The following is a 22931-nucleotide window of genomic DNA, read 5'->3' as shown; positions in this document are numbered from 1 at the left end:
TATTAAGTTTAGCTTATTTCACCTCAGTAATTACAACAGAACGGCTCAGCTGAGGATCGTTGAGATAGAGTGTATTTACACTACCCTTAGCTACGCATTCAAGCTGATTTGCCGAAACTCCATACTGATTAACGAGAATATCGCGTACTGCATTCGCACGATCTTTAGAGATGTTCATATTACGTTTCTCGCTACCTGTCTGGCTGTCTGCATAACCATATACATAGAACTTCTTGTCTGGAGCCGATTTAATCATATTAGCTACAGATTCGAGGTTTACTTTCTCACGGTTTGCAATCTCGCTGCTTCCAATCTCAAAGTTTACAAGGTAAGGTGCTGTATTTGTGACAGTAACAACTTTCTCGTTGACAACAATCTCTTTCTCTGGCTTGCGATTGTTAAGGTCTTCAAGATTAGCACGTAAGCGGTTAATCTCACTATTGAGGCGCTCAATCTCAGAGTTGTCTTTTACGATAACTGTTTTGGGCTCGTTATCACAATTGCAGTCTCTTTCATTGCGCTTGCCTTCGAATATGTATTTAACACCAACTGAAGCATACCAGCACTGACCAATGCTATGGCTGCGCTTCCACATCTCTGTATTGCCGTCGATGCCGACAGGAGTAGCGAATGTAGCATAGCCATCCTTATCTAAGCCTTTGTATTCGAGCACGCGTGGATTATCAGAGAATACGTCGGGATTCAGATACTTGGCAACACCCCACTCAGAGTTGAAGAAGTTGAGCACGTTCTTCATGTCAAAGCTGAGCTGAAGGGTGTTTGTGGTTTTGCCAATGCAAACCTTGAAGTCATGCTTGTAGCTGAAGTCAATGCGGTGTACCCATGGAGAGTAGTAGCTGTAAGCCTCAGCATACTCGCCCTGATGATCCTTCAGGTAGTCGTTGTTGTGCAGGAAGTCCATGAAGCGTGTCTTGTCGTCCTCTGATACGAAGCGGAACTGGTTGTTTGTCACCTCAGCGTCTGTTGGAATGTAAAGAGCATCATATTGATATCCATCGCCATTCATGTCGTTTGTGGTCATGAACGAGTAGTTGGCACTTCCACGCCATCCTTCATAGATGAGGCTATAATGGTTGCCGCACTTGTCGTGGAATGTAGCAGAAGCTACGAGACGATCGGGAGTAACATACTGTGAGTTGTGCAATTTGATGTTGTTTGGACCTTCAAATGTAGGAACACCGGTGAATGCACTCTCAGCATTAGAACCGGGCATACCTGTGATTTCCTTCTTCACGGTGTGGGTATAGGCTGCCATAAGGCTCATCCATTCAAACGGCTGTGCAGTCAGAGTCAGGTTTGCAGTCCAGCCATAGCCCTTGCTGGTGTTCTCAAGCATGAATGCCTTGGTGTTTGTGCGGTAACCGTCGGGATAAATAGGACGGTCGTCCGCACCATTAAGGCGAGCAAAGCCGCCTACGTTGGGGATACTCCAATCGGTAATGCACACATCGTTGATGTTCTTATTGAAAATAAACTCTGCGGTGGCTGTGAATGGGAATGAAACAGGAAGCTGATAGTCCAGTGCGATAGAAGACTTCCATACCTGTGGCATCTTGAAGTCGGGATCAACACCGCAGATGGCTGAAGGAATAGTACCCTGGTCAGATGAGATGGTTTGTGGATAGCCCATGCTGAACAGCTTAGCCTGTAAATCAGCTTTGTTTGCGATAGGACCACCTGCGAACTGGCTCATGTCTATATAAGTGTTACCTTTGGCGTCTGTTGTCGTTGCTCCTGTATAGCCCTTGAATACTTTTGTCTTAGCATTGAGGTTTGCCTGATACTGCACCATGCCACCGTTGGTTGGCATGTTGGTGAAGAATACGAGTGGCAGACGACCCTGGAAGAGACCTGTACCGCCGCGAACCTTCAGTATCTTGTTGCCAAAGACATCCCACGTGAAGCCTAAACGTGGTGACAGTGAGATGCTCTTGGATGGCCATTTGCCTGTGTCGATGTGACGTCCTTCGTAATCTAAGTCGTAAATAGCCTGATTGGTCATCAGGTCGCCGTTGTCAAAGAACAGACCGTCAATGCGAAGACCATAGGTGAGCTTCAGGTTATCAAAGATGTTCCATTCGTCCTGTGCATAGAAACCAAGCTTGTTAAACTGCACGCGGGCTGCTGGCTCTGTTTCGCCATTGTATCCATAGGTGAGATTGACAATCTCAGGAACTGCGTTAAACATAGTTGCTGGGTCGTCGTTCCACTCATAGCGGTAGTAGCCTGTGCCATTACGCATATACTGGTTGTCGGCCATCTGGTGCTCATAGTTCACACCAGCCATTATTTTGTGCTGACCCTTATAGTAGGTAACATCATCTTTAACGTTCCAAATGGTATTGTGAACTGCATTGTTGTATGTGAACAACTCGTATCCGAGTGCCATATAGTTGTCACCATCTTTCGTAATATCGATGAATGGGAATTCGCTTGAGTCAGTATCGCGTATATCGTCAAGCTTAGAGTAAGTGAACAGCAACTGGTTTGAGAGGTTGTCTGTCAGACGGCTATTGAGGTCGGCAGAGAACGAGTGAACCAGGTTGTCCATAGAGTAGAGCACATTTGAGAACGACATTGAGTTCTTACTGATACGGGCGCTCGCCAGACGTGTGCCGCCGTCCATAGATGAAGCGTTGGGGCCGTTCCAAATGCGGTTTTTCGTATAGTTGTAGCGCAAAGCCAAGTGGTGCTTGTCAGTGATGTTCCAGTCCAAACGAGCAAGTAACTTACGGTTGGTCTCGTCTGCAGGGAAACTTGTGTAGCTACCAGTGTTGTAGCAGTATTGACTTGCCATATAATTCTTTACCTTCTCTAAGTCTGCAAGCTTTGTACGTGAGATGTAGTTGTCTGGATCGGCCACTCCATCTTCAGAACCACGCCAGCGTGTGGTCACTGTAGGAATGGTTGACTCTTCATAGTTAGCGAAGAAGAACAGCTTGTTCTTTATGATTGGACCACCAAGAGTGAATCCGTATGTTGTCTTTTGGTCTTTCTCGCGGGATCCGGGTATCTGCTCACGCTCTACAGCGTCACCACGCATGTTCTCATTGCGGTGATAAACATAAGCTGTACCTTTGAATGTGTTAGTACCAGACTTTGTGATAGCGTTGATGCCACCACCAATGAAGTTTGTCTGGCGCACGTCGTATGGCGAGATAACAACCTGGATTTCCTCAATAGCATCGAGAGAGATAGGGTTACCACCACCGGGCAGCTTGTCGCTGAGGCCGAAGTTGTTGTTGAAGTTGGCACCATCGACAGTGAAGTTTGTCATCTTACCGTTAGCACCTGCCAGACTCATACCGTCACCTGCATAAGGAGAGAGGCGTGTTACGTCGGTCAGTGAACGGTTCACCATAGGAATAGCGGTGATTTGTGCGCTTGAGATGTTAGTTGATGCACCAGTTTTTTCTGTCGTGAACTTTGTGGCGCGTCCGCTTACCACAACCTCTGTCAGTTCAGTGGCGTTCTCTGCCATCCATACGTTGAGGTTGTAGGTTTCACCGAGTTGAAGCGTGACGTTCTTGAACTTCTTTGGCTGGAAGCCAATGTAGGTAACGGTCACCTCGTAAGGACCACCCGTACGCATACCTTGGATGGTGAAGCGTCCGGAAGCGTTAGTTACTGCGGCATAGCGTGTGCCTGAAGGCTCGTGTACTGCCTGCACCGTGGCACCAATGACCTCCTCGGATGTACCCTCGATGGTCACTTTACCTGCCATACTTGAAGTAGTAATTTGTGCCATTGTCGTTAGCGTAAAGGTTAACAACATGGCAACCAGAAAGAAAATTCTTTTCTGCATAAAAAAACATAAATTAGAAAGTATACTTTTAGTGGGTGCAAAAATAACTAAAAAAACTGATATAGGGTCTATATCAGTATATTTATTTTTTATAAAATTGTAAAAAAGTTACTTTGTGGTCACTCCACCGCCTTTTTTGAATGTCAATTTGTGGTGTTTAATGCGTTTTGTATTGTGGTCGAACAGTAATTGCGGGTTGTAATGCTTGCCTGCCACTCTTAGCTCAAAGTGTAGGTGCTCGGTTGTGGCACGGCCTGTGCGGCCTGTCAGTGCTATGACTTTTCCGGCTGTGACACGTTGTCCTTCAACAACGAGGTTCTTTGAGTTGTGGCTGTAGAGCGTCTCAAGGCCGTTGGGGTGACGCAGAATTATGCAGTTGCCATAGCCGGCGAAAGGTTTTGACATAGTTACTATGCCGTCCATAGCTGCGTATATCTTGTCGTTAGAACGAGTCTTTAGGTCCACTCCGCTGTGTCTGCGACGACCACGCGTACCGTAGTTGCTTATCACCTTCGCGCCTGGCAGCGGATAACACCACTTTCCGTCAGGTATTGCACTCAAATCAACTGTGAGGGTCGTTCCGCCAAGGAATGGGTCACCTGTCATACGTCGAGTCTCAGCAGCCTGCTGTTCGGCACTGTCTTGCATCGTTGCGTAAGGCTCCTCTTCAGGAATGGGGAAGGGGTAGTCCTGTGGCTTGAACTGGTAGGTGTTTTGCGAACAACTTTGCAGTGTCAGAAGTGTGAAAAAACTTAGTATGATATATTTGTGACTCATCGTTAGGTTTTTAATTTATCTCACAGCATTAACTATGAATTACTATTCCTGTATAGATGCGACCCGAGTTGATGCCTAAGCGTCGGGCAGAGAAAAAACGGTCGGTTTCATCGAAGGTGCAGATGCCGCAGTCGAAGATATTCTGGTCTGGAACTCCTAGGTCGGTAAGCTGTAGCCGGTTGCACGTCTTCAGGTCAATATGTGGCTTTGGCCAACTTGTTGTGTCGGCAATCTTGTCCATGGGAAAATGCTCTTCTTCAAAACGGTCATAGACCTCTTGCCCCACCTCAAAGTTCTTTAGCGAGATACCAGGACCGATAACGGCTAGCAGTTGCCCATAGTCAGTATGGTAACGAGAATGTATGTGCAAGGCTGCCTCTTGTACTATGCGCTGGACTGTGCCTCGCCATCCAGCATGTATCGCTGCAGCGCAATGATGAACGGCATCGTAGAGGATGACGGGGATGCAGTCGGCTGTAGAGACACCGATGCACACACCGGCCTGATTTGTTATTATGCCGTCAAAGCCGTCAAAATCCTGAGCGGTGAATCGCTTTTCCAGAAAGTCCTCATCAATATCAATGATACTTTTTCCATGAACCTGATGGGGTAGGAGGATACTTGAGACCGATGGAATGGGCAATTCTTGTGCTAGTAGCTCGCGATTTTTTGCCACTGCCGCAGGATCATCGCCACAATAAGGGTTGATGTTCAGCTCACCGTAATTACCTGCTGAGCAGCCACCGTGTCGGGTGGTGCTAAAGGCTGTTACGTGCTCGCCCAAGTCATAATATTTAAGTTGTGGAATTCTCAACTCTCAATTCTCAACTCTCGCTCTCCACGTATTCAAAGTCCTCAAGGTCTTCTATATCCTCGTCCTCGAAGTCTTCGTCAACGTCCTCAGCATCAACATATTCTATGTCGTCAAGCTCACCTTCGTCTTCCAGTTCTGCAGCAAAGGTTGCCATGTCCTTGTCTCTGTGCACAAGAGTGTCTTCGGCTGTTATTGTGGCGAGTTTGTTGCTCTCGGCATTCAGTTCTTCCCAAAGCACATCTTTTAGTTCTTCGAGTCCAAAGCCAGTTACAGCCGAAATGAACACTACTGGAAGGTCGTCGGGCAGAGTCTCGCGAAGCATCTCTATGAGCTCTTCGTCTAGCAGGTCACACTTCGTTATTGCCAGCACGCGGTGTTTCGACAGCATCTCTGGGTTGAACTGTCTGAGTTCGTTGAGCAGTATCTCGTATTCGTGCTTGATGTCATCTGTGTCGCCAGGTACCATGAAGAGCAGCAATGAGTTACGCTCAATGTGACGCAGGAATCGGAGTCCGAGTCCTTTGCCTTCTGCCGCGCCCTCAATTATCCCAGGTATGTCGGCCATCACGAACGACTTGTTGTCGCGATAACCCACAATGCCGAGCGATGGCTCCATCGTTGTAAATGGATAGTTGGCAATCTTCGGCTTTGCATTTGATAGGGCCGACACTAATGTTGACTTACCTGCATTTGGGAAACCTACGAGTCCCACATCGGCTAACAGCTTCAGCTCCATGATGACCGTCATCTCCTGCATGGGCTCTCCTGGCTGTGCGTAGCGTGGTGCCTGATTGGTGGCAGTACGGAACTGGAAGTTGCCCAGTCCGCCGCGTCCGCCTTTCAACAGCATTATCTCCTGTCCGTCGTAGGCTACGTCGCATACGAACTTACCATTCTCGGCGTTATAGACCACTGTTCCTGGCGGCACGTCGATGTAGATGTCCTTGCCGTCGGTGCCGTGACATTTGTCTCTTCCGCCGTTGCCGCCATGTTCAGCGAAAATATGTCGTTGATAGCGCAGGTGGAGCAGAGTCCAGTAGTTGTGGTTGCCACGCAATATTATGCTACCGCCCTTGCCGCCGTCGCCACCGTCGGGACCGCCGTTAGGGTTGTATTTCACATGGCGCAGGTGCATGGAGCCGCGACCGCCCTTGCCTGAACGGCACATTATTTTTACATAGTCAACGAAATTACTCTCCATCTTTTTGTTTTTTCTAGGATTTTCTAGATTCTCTAGTTATTCTAGATTTTTTAGGATAGCCTAGGATCCCTAGTCTATCCTAGGCAGTCCTAGGCTATCCTAGATATTATCTACTACCTTGCAAATATCACCGAAGATGCGGTCGAGTTCGCCCAGACCGTCAATGTGATAGTGCAGACCTTCTTTCTTGTACCACTCGATGAGGGGCTGTGTCTGGTTGTGATAGACTACGAGGCGTTTCTTGATAGTCTCTTCATTGTCGTCGGCACGACCGCTCTGCTGTCCGCGGAGTATGAGGCGCTTCATGAGCTCGTCCTCTGGCACGTCGAGTTCCAGCATCGCTGCAATTTTGTCACCACGCTCTGCGAGCATCATCTTCAGTGCCTCTGCTTGTGGAATGGTGCGTGGGAATCCATCGAAGATTACTCCCTTGTGTTCACGACCGAAAGAGTCATATACTGAAGCGAGGATGCTTACCATCAGCTCGTCGGGGATGAGCTGGCCGTTGTCAATGAACTGCTTGGCAGTCTTGCCGAGCTCTGTACCGTTCTTGATCTCTGCACGAAGCACGTCGCCAGTAGAAATGTGCTCCAATCCGTACTTTTCAATGAGCTTGTCGCTCTGTGTGCCCTTGCCTGAGCCGGGGGCACCGAAAATAACAATATTCTTCATTGTCTCGTCTGTTTTTGTTTGATTATTTCGTTTTCTCGATATTTCGTTTTTACTCCTTAACCAGTGTGTAAAGATCTTTCAGTCCGCGTCCCTGCTGGTCAAAGTCGAGGCCGTAGCCGAGTATGAAGTCGTTGGGAATCTCGAACGCTACATAGTCAAGTTTCAGGTCTTCCTGCAGGCGTTCGGGCTTGAAAAAAAGTGTGCACACACTTACCGATGCAGGGTTGCGGGTGCCGAGTGACTCTTTCATCTGTTTAATGGTAAGGCCCGTTTCTACAATGTCTTCAAGGATGATTACGTGACGGCCTGAGAGGTCCTCGTTAATTCCCATCACTTCCTTAATCTTTCCTGTAGATGTTGTTCCCTGATAGGAAGCCAGCTTAACAAACGATATTTCACAGGGGATGGTCATCTCGCGCATAAGGTCGGCAGCAAAGATGAATGCTCCGTTGAGTACTGCAAGAAACAGCGGGTTCTTCCCTTCCATGTCGCGGCTTATCTGCTGTGCCAGTTCCTTTACTCGCCATTTGATCTGTGCCTCTGGCATTGACGTCTCAAATGACTTGCCATTAATAGTTATTCTGCTCATAACAATATCTCTATTTAGTAATTTGACTGCAAAAGTACTAAAAAAGGTTGTAACAAAGAAGTGATTTCGGAAATTCTTTGTTACAACCGGCTTAAAACAGTCACTTGATGACAACCTTTTTACCTTTGCTGACGTAAATGCCGGGAGACGTTGGTTTACCGTTGAGGGAGCGTCCGTCGAGCGTGTACCACCTGTTGGCAGCGCTTTGGAATGCTGTTGTTCGATCTGTGATGCCCTCGTCATACGGTGGCTCGCAGACTAATCTTATGTCGTCAACCTGTATTTGTGCGGGAGCGTTTCCTGAGTTCAGTTTCTTCAGACCTATGACGATGTCAAATGGCTGTCCGCCTTCGTCAACGGTGAAGAAGAATGTCTGCATTCTCATTGATGAGGTCGATATGCCTATGGCTTTCTCCTTGTTTCCAACAGTGAAATGTGAGAGGTTTGTCATGTTGCTCATGTCGCTGTTCCATCTCAGTGAGAGCATGTAGTCTCCCTCGGGCAGCATTCTCTGTTTTGACACCTCCACTATGACGGACTTGGCAGTCCAGTTGGCGCGTAGCAGGAGCTGTCCGCTCTCGGTCTTCAGCCTGGTCCAGTCCACCACGTCGCTGTAGCGTTCGTCCCATCCTGTGATGTCGTTGACCTCGATGTTCGCGCCCGCTACGAGCTTGTCGCCGTCGGCTTTGCTGAAGTCAAGGTTCTCTCCGAGGAATGGTCTCATGTCGATGTTGTCCTCTTGGATCTTTGCGTATTCAACGAAAGCGGTGTTAAGTCTTGAGATAGCTGTTTGCAGACTGTCGTCGTTGTTCATGTTGCAGTCGGAGTTATTGCCTTCTACCTCACTAAGTGTTAGCGCCTTGCAGCCCTCAATCATTGCCTTGTAGCTTTTGAAGAGGCGTAGTGAGGCATCTGTGGCATCCATTTGTGTGTTAAGCTCTGTTGCCAGTGTAGCGTAATTGCTGGCTTGTGCTTCGTCATCAAGGGCAAGGCTAGCTTTGTTCACTTGTCTCAGTAGGTTGGTCCATGCCTCTGCACTCATTGTCTTACGACTGAAGTCCGTACCGTCCTGAAGGTTATAGTCGTTCTCGAAGCGTTCCAATGCTGCCGTCAGCTTGCTTCGGCCATCATCGGTCTGAGCCACAGAGTGTACTGCGGCTCCTGTCAGCATGAGTATTGCAAGAATATAATGTTTCATGATGTCTTGTCTTTTTAGTTAGAACTGGGTCTGTATTACTTCTTTCACACCCTCGCCACGCTTGAACAGCACAACAAAGGCGTTGTTCGATTGTTCCGTGTTTCCAGGTGCGGCAACGGTGTAGTCGTGTATCTTGTTCGATGTGTTTACCGTGCTCTGATAGGTACGGTCGTCAAAACGGTGATAGTGACCAGAGAAGTGCTGCACCTTACCGTCAACCTTTCCTGCCGCCTTCATCATTATTGCCGATAGCGGATCTTTCTTCAGCCTGTTGGCTTTGTTGGCGTCGTTATAGGCAATGCCCTGCGTGTTGGAACCATAGAGTGAACTGTCTGTCGTCGGTATGTATAGTCCTTTGTCGTTCTGGTCAAGCCACCAGCGGTTGCAGTCGCTGCCTGCCAGCCAGGGGAAGTGCTGCATCCATACGCTTGCCTCTCCGGCATGGCTCTCTACGAAGGTGTCCAAGGCGCTTATCACTCCGTCAGGTGCGTAGTATGTGGCATCGCCAAACAGACTGGTGCGCTTGTAGAGTTTCTGGAACCAATAGGTGTGAGCGCAGTAGAAGCGGACATTTTTATAATTAAATGTAAATGGCTTTGACTGGAAGCAGTTACTCTTCGTGTCGTCGGTAAAATATGAGATGTTTTCGTCGAACACGTTTGCATTGTTCCAATAGTCGTTATTCTCCGTGACTGCCGTTATTGTCTGGTTGTCAGCGTTCGAGCCACTGAATGTCGCGCCTTTGTCGGGGTTATCGCCTGTCCAGTAGTCAGGGCTTAGGTCGTGGTTGCCAGCAATGAATATGAAAGGTGTACCAGCTGCCTTTGCCACTTCAGCCGTGCTGTTCAGGAAGTTGTTGTGCGTACCACTGCTGCCGTCATCGCCCTTGTCCTGGTCAATGTCTCCCAGACAGAAGATGATGCTGGTCTTTGGCACAATGTTCGTTGCTCCGGCAGTAGTGAAGCTCACCTTTTTCTTTCCGTCTTTTCCCATGGCGATGATGCTGTTCATTATGCGCTTCATCTCCTCTGTGCTTGTGCCATCGTGGCCGATGCCTTGGTTTATGTGACAGTCTGATATGAACACGCCGCAGAACCACAAGTCCTCTTCAAAGACAAAGCCGAAGGCTCTGTTGTTGTGTGTGAAGACCTTCGTCTCTCCGTATTTTATCTTTGTTGTCAATGGGTTGGGCGTTATGGCTGAGGCATCCACATCTGTGCCATCAATCTTCACTCCTGTGATGATGCCCTCCAGACTCGTGCCTGCTGGTAATGTCACCGTTGTCATTCCCTTCGTGTTGCGATATGCCACATCGTTGAAGTCTGCTCCATTCAGACTGAAGGTCATCTGGGCGAAAGCCCCCTGTATCGACAGTAGCAGCACAGCGAACAATAATCCAATTTTTTCTCTCATATTTATAGTTTTAGTAATTTGTCTGCAAAAATACGAAAAGTCGAGTGAAATACAAAAGGAAAGCTTGTTTTTTCGAAGTTGTTACACTATGATAGTGCTAGTTAAGTATTGTTAATTTATTGCAGTTTTTTGCTTAAATGTTTGGAGCGTATTATTAAACGTATTACTTTTGCAGTGTTCTATTAAAGTAGTACACTACAACACGGGTTAAGAACAACCATAAACAATAATATAAACAATAACAATCGAAAACTATGATTGAAGTTAACAACATCTATTTCAGTTACCCTGGTCAGAAAAAACAGGTGTTCTGCGATTTCAGCCTTAAGCTGGAGGAAAACAAAATCTATGGTCTGTTAGGTAAGAACGGCACAGGCAAGTCAACGTTGCTCTATCTGCTGTCGGGTCTTCTACGTCCTGTTGAAGGCACTGTCCTTTGTGATGGCGTGCCAGCAATGAAACGCTACCCTGAGATGTTACAGGACGTGTTTTTCGTTACGGAAGAGTTTGAACTGCCAGCTATCTGTCTGTCTGAATATGTGAAGCTATATAAGCCCTTCTATCCAAATTTCTCTGACGAAGTGCTGAAAGAGTGTCTGAGTGATTTCGAACTGCCTGAGGATGTGCATCTCGGTAAGCTCTCTATGGGTCAGCGCAAGAAGGCATACATAGCTTTCGCCATGGCTACCAACACAAAGTATCTGTTCATGGATGAGCCTACCAACGGTCTGGACATCCCGTCGAAGTCGCAGTTTCGTAAGGTGATAGCCCGTCACATGACTGAGGAGCGCACCGTGATAGTCTCTACCCATCAGGTGCACGACGTGGAGCAGATGCTTGACCACATACTCATTCTTGATCAGCATAGCGTGTTACTTAATGCTTCCATGCAGGAGATTATTGACCAGTATGCCTTTGAGTATCGCACACCTCAAGAGATGGATAGCGACGTGCTCTATGCCGAGCCAACGCTTCAGGGCAATGCCGTTGTCACAAAGCGCAAGGAAGGCAGTGTCGAGACGCAGGTGAACCTGGAACTCTTGTTTAACTATAAGACAACAAAATGATTTTTTTACCACGAATTTCACGAATTAAAACGAATTAAGTATTATGAGCGATTTCAAATTAAATAGATTCTCCCAGGCACTGAAGTGTCAGTTTCTCGTGTCGCGTAAGGCATGGCTCCGTCAGTTAGGCATCTTTACTCTCGTGGTGTTCTTTGCCAACCTGTTTTTTACCCGCGTGGCTGGTCCTTCATACGACACAATGCAGCAGTTATATAGCGGTGCTGAGTTGGTGAGACAATACAGCCATTTAGTGGAACAGGAGCTGTTCTTCTCGCTTATGTTCTTCTGCTTTGCCCAGCTCTATGGTGCCAGCTCGCTATTCAATAATATGAAAGATGTGCGCCAGCGCTCATCTTATCTGCTCTGGCCTGTGTCTCATGCAGAGAAGTATTTGGTTAACCTGCTCCACTCTATAGTACTGATGGCTGTACTGGCTATCGTTGCCATTGTGCTGGCAGATGTTCTCCGCGTATTCGTTGACATGTTGACAGGACGTGTAGTGGTGTGGGGCTTCTATCGAGTGACAGAACCCGTCACAAGTCAGGAATACTGGCAGTTCGGTCTCGCAGTTGTCACATGGGCAGTGTATTTCCAGTCACTCTTCATCGTTGGTGGCGCATTCTTCCGTCGCTATCATTTCCTGCTTACAAGCATGGCGATAATTGCTGCTACAATTCTGATAATCATCTTCCTGAGACAGGTGGGAACTATCGATTTGCATCTTTACGACTATGTGCAGATAGATACGTTTACATGGAATGGTAAGGACTATCCTGTTTCAAAAGTTGTGTTCAACCCCTCTTTCTATATAGTCACGGTTCTTGGCTGGATTATCATAGCCTTCAACTACTGGCTGTCTTATAAGTTATTCTGCCGCATGCAGGTTATTAATCACAAATGGTTTAATGTATGACATTTTCAAACGACAAACCGATTTATATCCAGATGGCAGACCGTCTGATGGACGAGATTCTCGCCGACACCTATAAGGATGACGACCGCATACCCTCTGTGCGAGAGTATAGCGTGCTCCTTGAGGTGAACACGAACACCGCCGTAAAGGCATATGACGAGCTTGCTCGCGCAAACATTATCTATAACAAGCGTGGTCTGGGCTACTTCGTGACACCAGGCGCGAAGAAGCAGATACTGAAGGAACGCAAACGGCTGTTCATGAAAGAACAGTTGCCTGAGCTGTTCCGTCAGATGAAGTTGCTCGGCATTACAATAGACGATATTAAAGCAGCCTACGAATGATACACTTAGAAGACGTAAACAAGACCTATTATGGTGCACAGCCTCTACATGTGCTGAAGGGCATCAACCTCGATATTGCTGAGGGTGAGTTCGTGAGCATCATGGGAGCATCGGGCTCGGGTAAGTCAACACTGCTTAACATCCTCGGTATTCTCGACAACTACGACTCAGGACTCTATGAACTGGCAGGTGTGCGCATCTGGAACCTGTCGGAGACGAAGGCTGCCGAATACCGTAATCGCATGATAGGATTCATCTTTCAGTCGTTCAACCTCATATCCTTCAAGACGGCTGTAGAGAATGTAGAACTGCCGCTGTTCTATCAGGGTGTGTCGCGCAAGAAGCGTCACATGCTGGCGATGGAATATCTGGAGCGATTGGGGCTGAAAGACTGGGCAACGCACTATCCCAACGAGCTCTCCGGTGGACAGCGTCAGCGAGTAGCCATTGCCCGTGCACTTATCACGAAGCCGAAGATAATCCTTGCCGATGAGCCTACGGGTGCATTGGACTCGAAGACCTCTGTAGAGGTGATGCAGCTGTTGAAGGATCTTAACCGCGATGAGCACATCACTCAGATTATTGTTACCCACGACCCTGGCGTGGCTGAGCAGACCAACAGAATAATAAGAATCAAGGATGGAGTTATTGAATGAGATTTGGCAGACGGCACGCCGCAACAAGCTGCGTACCTCGCTCACAGGCTTCGCCGTGGCATGGGGTATCTTCATGATTGTTGTGCTGTTGGGAGCCGGCAACGGCCTCATCAATGCGATTGAGCAGTCTAACGGACGCTTCCTTACCAACTCAATGGCTGTCTTTGGCGGATGGACGGAGAAACCTTATATGGGTTTTCAGGAGGGTCGCTATGTCAATCTTGACACCAAGGATCTGCAAGCCACACAGACGGAGTTCACTGAGAATATTGACGAGGTGGGAGCGCAGGTAAGCCAGAGCGTCGTCATCAGCAAGGACAAGGAGTATGTCAGTGGCATGCTCTACGGCGTCTTCCCCAATGCCTGTAAGATAGACAAGCGCGAGATACTCTATGGTCGTTTCGTCAACGATATAGACATACGTGAGATGAGGAAGGTTATAGTGGTCAGCCTCTCGCAGGCAAAGGAACTGATGCCTAAACGCTATGTGAGTCTTGTGGGTAAGCATGTCAAAGTTGGAGCATTCATGTTTCGTGTGGTGGGTATATATAAAGACGATGAGAGCCGTCAGAACAACGATGCGTTCACGTCGTTTACCACCGTTAGGACCATGTTTGGCAAGGGAAATAAGATTGACCGCATAGAGTACTCGTTTCATGGTTTGCCTACAGAAGAGGCCAACGATGCCTTCGAGGCACGCTACCGTCAGCGACTGAACGCCAACCACTCTGCAGCCCCCGACGATGAAGGAAGCATCTGGCTCTGGAACCGCTTCACCTCTGCCATGCAGATGAATACAGGTATGGGCATCATACGAACGGCCCTATGGATAGTGGGACTCTTCACACTGCTCAGCGGTATAGTGGGAGTGTCAAACATTATGCTTATCACCGTGAAGGAACGCACCCACGAGTTTGGCATACGCAAGGCCATAGGTGCTAAGCCGTGGTCCATACTAAGGCTTATCATCGTGGAAAGTGTCATCATCACCACGTTCTTCGGATATATAGGCATGGTGCTCGGAGTAGCTGCCAATGAATATATGGACGCAACGATTGGTCACACGCAGATAGACTCAGGCCTGTTCAAAGCCACGATGTTCGTCAACCCGACAGTGGGTCTGGACGTTTGTATCGAGGCAACGATGGTGATGATTATTGCAGGAACCATCGCAGGTCTTGTGCCTTCACTCAAGGCAGCACGCATAAGACCTATCGAAGCGCTACAGACCCTTTAGCATAAAATAGTATTGATTATGAGAATAGATATTGATTCTTATAAAGAGGTGCTTGACACGCTGACTAGAAACAAGTCGCGGTCGTTCCTTACCGGCTTCGGAGTGTTCTGGGGTGTGTTTATGCTCGTGGCACTCATGGGAGGAGGACAAGGCGTGAAGCAGCTGCTCAACAAGAACTTCGAAGGCTTCGCCACGAACTCGTCAATGATATGGGCACAGCCAACGAAGAAAACGTATAAGGGCTTCCCCAAAGGACGCCGCTGGTACATGGTCTATCAGGATGTGGATCGACTGAAGCAGCAGGTGCCTGAACTCGATGTGGTGGCACCGCTGTTGGAGAGCTATGGCGGAACAGCCGTCAATGGCAATCGAAAGTCATCAATCTCGGCAATGGGAACGACGCCCGACTATCAGCGCATCGTTGAGCCAAAGATGTATTACGGCCGCTACTTGAACGAGATGGATATGGCACAGTGCCGCAAGGTGTGTGTCATTGGCAAGAAGGTATATAAGGAACTGTTTCCCGGAGGTGGTAACCCTTGTGGTCGCACAATACGGATTGATGGGATATATTATCGTGTCATAGGTGTGGATTACAGTTCGGCTGGAGGCATACATGGCGATGCAGGCAACTCGGTAGTCATTCCCATAACACTGATGCAACAGGCCTATCATCGTGGAAACAGTGTCGATATCATTGCTGTGACAGGTCGTCCCGGGGTGGTGATGAGTAAGCTCGCACCGAAGATACGTGGCACGATAGCACGTGCACACTCCATTGACCCAAGCGATGAGATGGGCGTAATGGTGTTTAACACCGAGGTGCTGTTCCAGATGCTTGAATCGCTGTTCCGTGGCGTTAACTTCCTGATTTGGCTCGTGGGCCTGGGTACCCTCTTCGCAGGAGCCATAGGTGTGAGTAACATAATGATGGTGACGGTGCGTGAGCGTACCATAGAAATCGGCATACGCCGTGCGATAGGAGCCACGCCGAGGATGATCCTCTCACAGATAATATCGGAGAGCATAGTGCTGACCCTTGTGGCAGGAATGAGCGGAATACTCTTTGCCGTAATGATACTGCAGATGGCGGAACTCGCCAACACCGAGGATGGAATATTGGCGGCAAACTTCCAGGTGGACTTCTGGACAGCCATAGCGTGTGCCACTATAATAGCGTTCATGGGCGTGCTGGCAGGACTGGCGCCCGCAGCACGTGCAATGGCGGTGAAGCCAGTAGATGCGATGAGAGATGAGTGAAAAAAGAAATGATTAAACGGTTAATCGATTAAACGATTATACGGTTAAACGAAAAAAAACGATTAAACGAAAAAACTAAAGATATGAAAAAGTACACAAAACTGATTGTTGCAGCTGTCGTTGCACTGATTTTTATCGGAACATTCGTGTTCCTGTGGCAGAAAAGCCAACCAAAAGAGATTGTCTATAATGAGTTCAAACCCGAAAAGCGTGACATTCAGAAGACAACAGTGATCACAGGTACTATTGAACCACGAAACGAGGTGAACATAAAGCCTCAGATTTCGGGTATCATTGCCGAGCTAATGAAAGAGCCTGGACAAACCGTGCAGGCCGGCGAGGTGATAGCAAAGGTAAAGGTGATACCTGACATGACACAGCTGTCAAGTGCAGAGAGTCGCGTGCGCCTGTCAGAGATAAACCTGAAACAGGTGGAGACCGACTATGCTCGCATGGAGAACCTGCATGGTCAGAAGCTCATCAGCGAAGAAGAGTTCGAGAAGAGCCGTCAGCAGCTGCGTCAGGCACGTGAGGAGAAAGCAGCCGCCGACGATGCACTGCAGGTGGTACGTGACGGCGTGTCGAAGTCTAACGCCTCGGCATCATCAACACTGATACGAAGCACTATCAGCGGTGTCATACTCGACATACCAGTGAAGGTGGGTAACTCTGTCATCAACTCCAACACGTTCAACGACGGTACGACCATTGCTACCGTGGCAAATATGGAAGACCTCATCTTCCGTGGCAACATTGACGAGACGGAGGTGGGACAGCTGAACATTGGCGTACCGATGAAGATTGTCATAGGCGCAATGCAGGATGTAGCTTTCGACGCCACGCTGGAATACATATCGCCAAAGGCAACACAGAACAACGGTGCCAACCAGTTCGAGATAAAGGCTGCCATAAAGCTCGCCTCACTGCACAACACGTCAACAGGTGACAAGGTGCAGCTGGCTTCTTCGGGCACTCTGCGCTCAGGCTATTCAGCAAACGCGGAGATAATACTCGACGAGGTGAGTCAGGTGTTGAGCGTGCCTGAGAGCACCATAGAGTTCGTGGGTGACTCGACATTCGTCTTCGTGCTTACCGACAGCACTTCGAAAAAGCGTAGCTACGAGCGCAAGCCTGTCGAGACAGGACTCAGCGATGGCGTGAACATTGAGATAAAGAAAGGTGTCAAGGAGGGAGAAACCATCCGTGGCCCGCAGATTTACGGTGAAGAAGATAATTAAGCTCATGAAGACACGTAGGCTATTACTCGTGGCAGCAGCCATGGCATGGCTCTGCCCTTCCAATGCACAGGATAATGGTGCCTGGACGTTGGAGCAATGCATAGATTATGCCATATCACACAACATAAGTGTGAAGCAGAATGAGAACAACGTGAAGCGACAGGAGGTACAGCTGTCAACGGCAAGGAACCAGCGACTGCCCGACCTAAACGCCTCTGCCGGCGAGAGCATGAACTTCGGTAGAGGACTGACAGCCGACAATACCTATGCAAACCGCAGTACTAGCTCCACATCGCTGTCGCTGAGCAGCAGCGTGCCTCTGTTTACTGGCTTCCGTATTCCAAATAGTATCGCGATAAGCCGTCTGAACTTAGAGGCAGCAACGGCCGATCTTGAAAAGGCAAAGAACGATATCTGCGTTCAGGTGGCTCAGTCATATACTCAGATTCTCTTCAACATGGAGCTCTGCGACGTGGCGCGCGAGCAGGTAGTCATCGACTCCATGCAGGTCCATAGGCTGCAGGCTATGTATGACATAGGAAAGGTGGGGCTCGACCGTCTGTCTCAGCAGAAGGCATCGCTGGCACAGAGTGAACTGACGGCCATCCAGGCAGACAACAACCTCAAGCTGGCGCTCCTCTCACTGACACAGCTGTTGGAGCTGCCAACGCCCGAGGACTTTAGCATAGCACGTCCGCAGAAATATGATGGACTGGAGATGAATGCTGATGCAACGGTGCTGCCGTCGCCTGATGTCATCTTTGCCGATGCCGTGGCGCTGCGTCCGGAGGTGGAGGCACAGAACCTGCGTCTGAAGGTGGCCGACAAGAATATCAGTCTGGCAAAGGCTGACTATTACCCCTCTCTTAGCTTCAGTGCGGGCTTGGGCAGCAACTACTATAAGACATCGGGATTCACTGCTGATGCGTTTGGGAAACAGTTGAAGAACAACTTCAGTCAGTACTTGGGACTGAACCTTAATATCCCTATCTTCAGCCGACTGCAGACACGTAATGCCGTGCGCTCAGCACGGTTGGACTACGAAAACCAGCAGTTGGCTCTCGACCAGACGAAGAAGACGCTTTACAAGGAGATACAACAGGTATATTACAACACTGTTGCAGCCCTGCAGAAGATGAAGAGTAGCGCACAGGCAAGACAGAGTTCTGACGATGCTTTCCGTCTGATGATGGCAAAGTATGAGCAGGGAAAGGCGAACATCACCGAGTTCAATGAGTCGAAGAATGCTTTCATGAAGTCGGAGAGCGACCTGCTGCAGGCTCGTTATGAATATCTCTACCAGCTCTCGCTCATCGATTTCTATCGTGGCAAGACGCTGAAGAATTATTGAAGTGTATATAAGCTAAAAAATATGAAAAGGTGGCGTGTTCTTACATTTTATTCGTAATTTTGCAGGCTGAAACTCACTTTAGTGTGTGATGTTACGAATAAAGAAACTCGACATATTCATTGCAAAGCAGTTCGGACTGCTGTTCGCAGGAACATTCTTCATCTGTCAGTTTGTGCTGATGATGCAGTTTCTGTGGCGCTATGTTGACGAGCTGATAGGCAAGGGACTGACGATGGACGTCATGGCACAGTTCTTTTGGTATATGGGACTGATGCTTGTGCCGCAGGCATTGCCTCTTGCCATTCTGCTCGCTGCTCTTATATCGTTTGGTAACCTCGGTGAGAGCTCGGAGCTAACGGCGATAAAGGCGGCAGGCATATCGCTGATGCAGTCTATGCGCTCGCTGATAGTCATAGTCATCTGTATAGCGGGCATCTCCACCTATTTCCAGAATGTCATTGCACCCGAGGCAAATCGTTCGTTCGGCCGACTGCTCCTTGCCATGAAACAGACAAGTCCGGAACTGGAGATACCAGAAGGCATCTTCTATGACGGACTGCCAAATACCAACCTCTATGTGCAGAAGAAAGACCTTCAGACGGGACATCTCTATGGCATCATGATCTATCGCCGCACCAACAGCTATGAAGATCAGGCAATAATACTTGCCGACTCTGGCATGCTACAGTCAACAGCAGAGAAGAAGCACCTGCTGCTGACGTTGTGGGACGGCGAGTGGTTTGAGAATATGCGTGCCCAGGACATAGGTGGTACGGCAGAGGTGCCTTACAGAAGAGAGACATTCGGGCATAAGCAGTTAGTGTTAGACTATGATGGCGGGTTCAATATGGACGATGTTGCTGACCTCGGACATAGTGCAAAGGTGAAGAGCACGTCAAAGATTGTAAAAGACCTCGACTCCATAAGGGCACGCTGTGACAGTTTGGGACGACAGTTCTATGCCAGCGCACGTGACTATGCCATGACGTTCCCAAAGCTGAGTAGCGAAGATTCGCTGAAGGCATGGGGAGCAGCCACGCCACAGATGTTTGACAGTGTCTATGCCCTGCTGGATGGTGAGAAACAGTTACAGGTGGCTCGTGAGGCGCTGAACCAGTCGCGACAGGTGGCAAGCGACCTTATGATGAAGTCGGACTATGTGGGATATGAGAATCGTCAGGAGCGTACACACGAGATGGAGGCACTGGCGAAGATAACGCTTGCCTTCTCGTGTATAGTATTCTTCTTCATCGGAGCACCCCTGGGAGCCATAATCCGCAAGGGTGGTCTTGGCGTACCGGTGATAGTGTCTGTGCTGGTGTTCATCATCTATTATGTCTTCGATAACTCTGGCTACCGTATGGCGAAAGAAGATGAGTGGACGGTGTTGTTCGGCAAACTCATCTCTACCATGGTGCTCGCACCAATGGCAATCTTCTTCACCATAAAGGCAAACAAGGACTCCACCGTGTTTAACATGGATGCCTATCGCATGTTCTTCATGCGTGTGTTCGGCCTGCGCCAGAAACGTAACATAATGCGCAAGGAGGTAATAATATCTGATCCGCACTATGGTAAGGATGCCGCTCTGTTGGAGAAGATCAACAGCGACATTGATGCCTATTCGGAAGAGCATAAGCTGCTGATGTGGCCATCACCGATAAAGGTGTTCTTCCGTCCCGGTGATGATCATGCCATTGCGCAGATTAATGACACTCTGGAAGGGGTTATAGAGGATTTGGGCTATACCCGTGACCGTCTCATACTGCATGAGTTGAACAACTATCCTGTTATTGCAGTTCATGCTCATACTAGGCCGTTCGTGCGCCGTTGGCTTAATATCATAACGGGAATAATACTGCCTTTAGGCTTGTTCTTCTATTTCCGTATGATTCGTTTCAGAATACGTCTGTATCGTGATTTGCGCGACATAAAAGCGGCCAGCAACCGCATTATTCCAAGAGCTCAGGAATTGGCGAAGAACCAACCTGAAGACTACGGTCAGGATGGCGAAGGACATAAAGACAATATCGCTAACTGACCATTACTAATTACTCATTACTAATTACACATTGTTTTATGAATAGTTTCCATCTCAGTTCCATAGAAGACGCGATAGTGGATTTTCGCGACGGTAAGTTCGTAATTGTTGTCGATGACGAGGACCGCGAGAATGAAGGCGACCTTATCTGTGCAGCAGAGAAGATAACACCTGAAATGGTTAACTTCATGCTTAAATATGCGCGTGGAGTGCTCTGTGCCCCTATAACCATAAGCCGTAGCGAAGAACTCGACCTGCCACGTCAGGTGAGCGAAAATACATCGGTTCTTGGTACACCGTTTACTGTCACTGTCGATAAGTTAGAGGGCTGCACCACAGGCGTATCTGCACATGACCGTGCAGCAACCATACGTGCACTGGCTGATCCGGATTCAACACCAAAGACATTCGGTCGTCCTGGACACATCAATCCGCTATATGCACAGGATAATGGTGTGCTGCGCCGTAGTGGTCATACGGAAGCAGCTGTTGACCTCTGTAAGCTTGCAGGACTTTATCCGGCAGGAGCACTGATGGAGATTATGAACGATGACGGAAGCATGGCACGCATGCCAGAACTTCAGGTCTTTGCCAAGCAGCATAGGCTGAAAATCATCACCATACGTGACCTCATAGCCTACCGCTTGAAGCAGGAGTCACTGATAGAAGTCGGCGTTGAGGCTGACATGCCCACAGAGCATGGACACTTCCGCATAATACCTTTCCGTCAGAAGTCAAACGGACAGGAGCATTTCGCACTTATCAAGGGAACGTGGAAGGAAGACGAGCCAATACTCGTGCGCGTACATTCTTCATGTATGACGGGTGACATTCTCGGTTCGCTCCGCTGCGACTGTGGGGAACAGCTACACAAGGCCATGGAGATGATTGAGAAGGAAGGCAAGGGTGTCATCGTATATATGCAACAGGAGGGACGCGGCATAGGCCTTATGAACAAGCTTGCTGCATATAAGCTGCAGGAAGAAGGCTACGACACCGTAGATGCAAACCTCTGCCTTGGCTTCAAGGCTGACGAGCGTGACTATGGCTGCGGAGCACAGATGCTCAGACATTTAGGCGTTCACAAGATGCGTCTCATGACAAACAATCCTGTGAAGCGTGTGGGACTGGAAGCCTACGGTTTGGAGATTGTAGAAAATGTTCCTATAGAGATTGCACCAAACGAGTACAATCTGCGCTACCTGAAGACAAAGCAAGACCGCATGGGCCACACCCTTCATATTGAAGATTGAAAACAGGAAACGGCCTTTGACCGTTAGGAGATAAAGAATAATCCCTCGGTGCTTTCACAGCAGCGAGGGATTGTTTTTATATATATAGTCAGTAGTTGTTTTTCTGTAAAAAAGTATTGTATAGTGAAAGTATTATCTTGGTAGATTGAAGGCGCGAGTCATCTCTGCCATCTGCTCTGTGCTCATGCCTTCAGGCTCAAAGCCCATGCATTTTGAATTGATATAAATCTTTGCACTCTTGGAGAGTACGTCAATCTGGTCAAAGGCGTCCATGACATCCTTGCCCTTTGCAAACACACCATGCTTCTCCCACATCACTACGTCATAGTCTTCGAGCTCCTTCAGGGTAGCCTCTGCCAACTCGTTAGAACCAGGAAGAGTGTAAGGCACAATGCCAAGTCCCAGCGGACAGAATGCCTTTGTCTCAGGAATCATTGACCACAGTATGCGTGTCAGTACATCCTTGCCAAGGAACTCTCTCTTGTGGCTCATTGCAACGAGCTCGATGGGGTGGGTGTGTACTGTTGCCTTGTAGCCAGAGCCAGTCTCTATCTGGCGCGCGTGTACTGTCAGGTGACTGGGCAGCTCGCTTGTAGGCATCACGGCATTGTCGGCAATGATGACATAGCTTGCGCAGTCGTCAAGTATGCGGATAATAGAGCCGTTGTCCATAGGCCAGCGTGCCAGGTCGCGCATGCGCTTTCCTGTTCCCTTGCAGTAGAAGTAGCACCCTTTCAGTGCGGGCAGTGTTATGCCTATCTGCTTTACATCGCTGATAGCGGGCATCTGGCGAATCTCATCGTCCACATATTCGGTAACGTTTACTGTGATGTTGCCGCCATTGCGCTCTGCCCATCCGTTCTGCCACAGATAGCCAGCCACTTCGGCTGTCTTGTCAATCTCTGCCTTAAGAGCTGCACGTCCTTCTAATATACTCTTCATAGTTTTATTGTTTGTTGGAAAAATAATTATCTTCGCATGAAAAAAGCCATGCCTTTACAATTGTGCTGCAAAGGTATGGCTTATTTGGGGTAGGGAAACACTATTTTTGATTTTTCGTCTCCAAATAATGATTTGCGTA

18 protein-coding genes and 2 pseudogenes are annotated in these 22931 nt (G+C 48.6%); 10 read left to right on the top strand and 10 right to left on the bottom strand.

Annotated elements, in window-relative coordinates; translation table 11 throughout:
* Positions 1 to 13: 13 nt before the first annotated feature.
* The 9 genes and pseudogenes from M1L52_RS01095 to M1L52_RS01055 all read right to left on the bottom strand — a co-directional run.
* Positions 14 to 307, bottom strand: a pseudogene (locus M1L52_RS01095) (OmpA family protein); the annotation flags it as partial.
* A 222-nt stretch (positions 308 to 529) separates the two neighbouring features.
* Positions 530 to 3826: pseudogene (locus tag M1L52_RS01090) on the bottom strand (carboxypeptidase regulatory-like domain-containing protein); the annotation flags it as partial.
* Between the two features lie 108 nt (positions 3827 to 3934).
* Entirely contained in the window at positions 3935 to 4603 is a 669-nt protein-coding gene (locus tag M1L52_RS01085; RefSeq protein WP_410896763.1) for a M23 family metallopeptidase, read from the bottom strand.
* Positions 4604 to 4631: 28 nt separating this feature from the next.
* Positions 4632 to 5417 (bottom strand): peptidoglycan editing factor PgeF, encoded by a 786-nt coding sequence (gene pgeF, locus M1L52_RS01080; RefSeq protein ID WP_248612980.1) that lies wholly within the window; start codon positions 5415 to 5417, stop codon positions 4632 to 4634.
* A 10-nt stretch (positions 5418 to 5427) separates the two neighbouring features.
* Positions 5428 to 6618, bottom strand: coding sequence for a GTPase ObgE (gene obgE, locus M1L52_RS01075; protein WP_248612979.1), 1191 nt, complete (start codon positions 6616 to 6618; stop codon positions 5428 to 5430).
* A gap of 99 nt (positions 6619 to 6717) precedes the next feature.
* Positions 6718 to 7290 carry an adenylate kinase gene (locus tag M1L52_RS01070; protein WP_248612978.1) on the bottom strand — a complete coding sequence of 191 codons (573 nt, stop codon included), beginning with the start codon at positions 7288 to 7290 and terminating at the stop codon, positions 6718 to 6720.
* Positions 7291 to 7339: 49 nt separating this feature from the next.
* On the bottom strand, positions 7340 to 7879 hold the full coding sequence (gene hpt, locus M1L52_RS01065; protein WP_248612977.1) for a hypoxanthine phosphoribosyltransferase: 540 nt from the start codon (positions 7877 to 7879) through the stop codon (positions 7340 to 7342).
* Positions 7880 to 7979: 100 nt separating this feature from the next.
* Positions 7980 to 9077 (bottom strand): hypothetical protein, encoded by a 1098-nt coding sequence (locus M1L52_RS01060; RefSeq protein ID WP_248612976.1) that lies wholly within the window; start codon positions 9075 to 9077, stop codon positions 7980 to 7982.
* A gap of 18 nt (positions 9078 to 9095) precedes the next feature.
* Entirely contained in the window at positions 9096 to 10490 is a 1395-nt protein-coding gene (locus tag M1L52_RS01055; protein WP_248612975.1) for a metallophosphoesterase, read from the bottom strand.
* 254 nt (positions 10491 to 10744) lie between these two features.
* Here M1L52_RS01055 and M1L52_RS01050 point away from each other — a divergent pair, with 254 nt between their 5' ends.
* From M1L52_RS01050 to M1L52_RS01005, 10 genes are all read left to right on the top strand, one after another.
* Positions 10745 to 11557 carry an ATP-binding cassette domain-containing protein gene (locus tag M1L52_RS01050; protein WP_248612974.1) on the top strand — a complete coding sequence of 271 codons (813 nt, stop codon included), beginning with the start codon at positions 10745 to 10747 and terminating at the stop codon, positions 11555 to 11557.
* A gap of 43 nt (positions 11558 to 11600) precedes the next feature.
* Complete coding sequence (locus M1L52_RS01045) at positions 11601 to 12470, top strand: hypothetical protein (RefSeq protein WP_248612973.1); 870 nt, start codon at positions 11601 to 11603, stop codon at positions 12468 to 12470.
* Positions 12467 to 12814 (top strand): GntR family transcriptional regulator, encoded by a 348-nt coding sequence (locus M1L52_RS01040; RefSeq protein WP_248612972.1) that lies wholly within the window; start codon positions 12467 to 12469, stop codon positions 12812 to 12814. Before M1L52_RS01045 ends, M1L52_RS01040 begins: the two co-directional genes overlap by 4 nt.
* Entirely contained in the window at positions 12811 to 13470 is a 660-nt protein-coding gene (locus M1L52_RS01035; protein ID WP_248612971.1) for an ABC transporter ATP-binding protein, read from the top strand. Before M1L52_RS01040 ends, M1L52_RS01035 begins: the two co-directional genes overlap by 4 nt.
* The gene (locus M1L52_RS01030) at positions 13454 to 14707 is read left to right on the top strand and encodes an ABC transporter permease (protein WP_248612970.1); all 1254 of its coding nucleotides are present in this window, start codon (positions 13454 to 13456) and stop codon (positions 14705 to 14707) included. Before M1L52_RS01035 ends, M1L52_RS01030 begins: the two co-directional genes overlap by 17 nt.
* 18 nt (positions 14708 to 14725) lie before the next feature.
* Positions 14726 to 15967 carry an ABC transporter permease gene (locus tag M1L52_RS01025; protein ID WP_248612969.1) on the top strand — a complete coding sequence of 414 codons (1242 nt, stop codon included), beginning with the start codon at positions 14726 to 14728 and terminating at the stop codon, positions 15965 to 15967.
* Between the two features lie 83 nt (positions 15968 to 16050).
* Positions 16051 to 17205, top strand: a complete 1155-nt coding sequence (locus tag M1L52_RS01020) for an efflux RND transporter periplasmic adaptor subunit (RefSeq protein ID WP_248612968.1) — start codon at positions 16051 to 16053, stop codon at positions 17203 to 17205.
* On the top strand, positions 17189 to 18556 hold the full coding sequence (locus tag M1L52_RS01015; RefSeq protein WP_248612967.1) for a TolC family protein: 1368 nt from the start codon (positions 17189 to 17191) through the stop codon (positions 18554 to 18556). Before M1L52_RS01020 ends, M1L52_RS01015 begins: the two co-directional genes overlap by 17 nt.
* Before the next feature lie 88 nt (positions 18557 to 18644).
* Positions 18645 to 20597 (top strand): LptF/LptG family permease, encoded by a 1953-nt coding sequence (locus M1L52_RS01010; protein WP_248614549.1) that lies wholly within the window; start codon positions 18645 to 18647, stop codon positions 20595 to 20597.
* A gap of 38 nt (positions 20598 to 20635) precedes the next feature.
* The gene (locus tag M1L52_RS01005) at positions 20636 to 21850 is read left to right on the top strand and encodes a bifunctional 3,4-dihydroxy-2-butanone-4-phosphate synthase/GTP cyclohydrolase II (protein WP_248612966.1); all 1215 of its coding nucleotides are present in this window, start codon (positions 20636 to 20638) and stop codon (positions 21848 to 21850) included.
* A 132-nt stretch (positions 21851 to 21982) separates the two neighbouring features.
* Here M1L52_RS01005 and rhaD read toward each other — a convergent pair whose 3' ends face one another.
* Positions 21983 to 22792 (bottom strand): rhamnulose-1-phosphate aldolase, encoded by an 810-nt coding sequence (rhaD, locus tag M1L52_RS01000; protein ID WP_248612965.1) that lies wholly within the window; start codon positions 22790 to 22792, stop codon positions 21983 to 21985.
* Positions 22793 to 22931 lie beyond the last annotated feature (139 nt).

This window comes from Prevotella sp. E13-27, assembly GCF_023217965.1.
Classification (GTDB): domain Bacteria; phylum Bacteroidota; class Bacteroidia; order Bacteroidales; family Bacteroidaceae; genus Prevotella.
The sequence above is the reverse complement of the archived record's forward strand: the minus strand, read 5'-3'. Positions and strand labels throughout refer to the sequence as shown.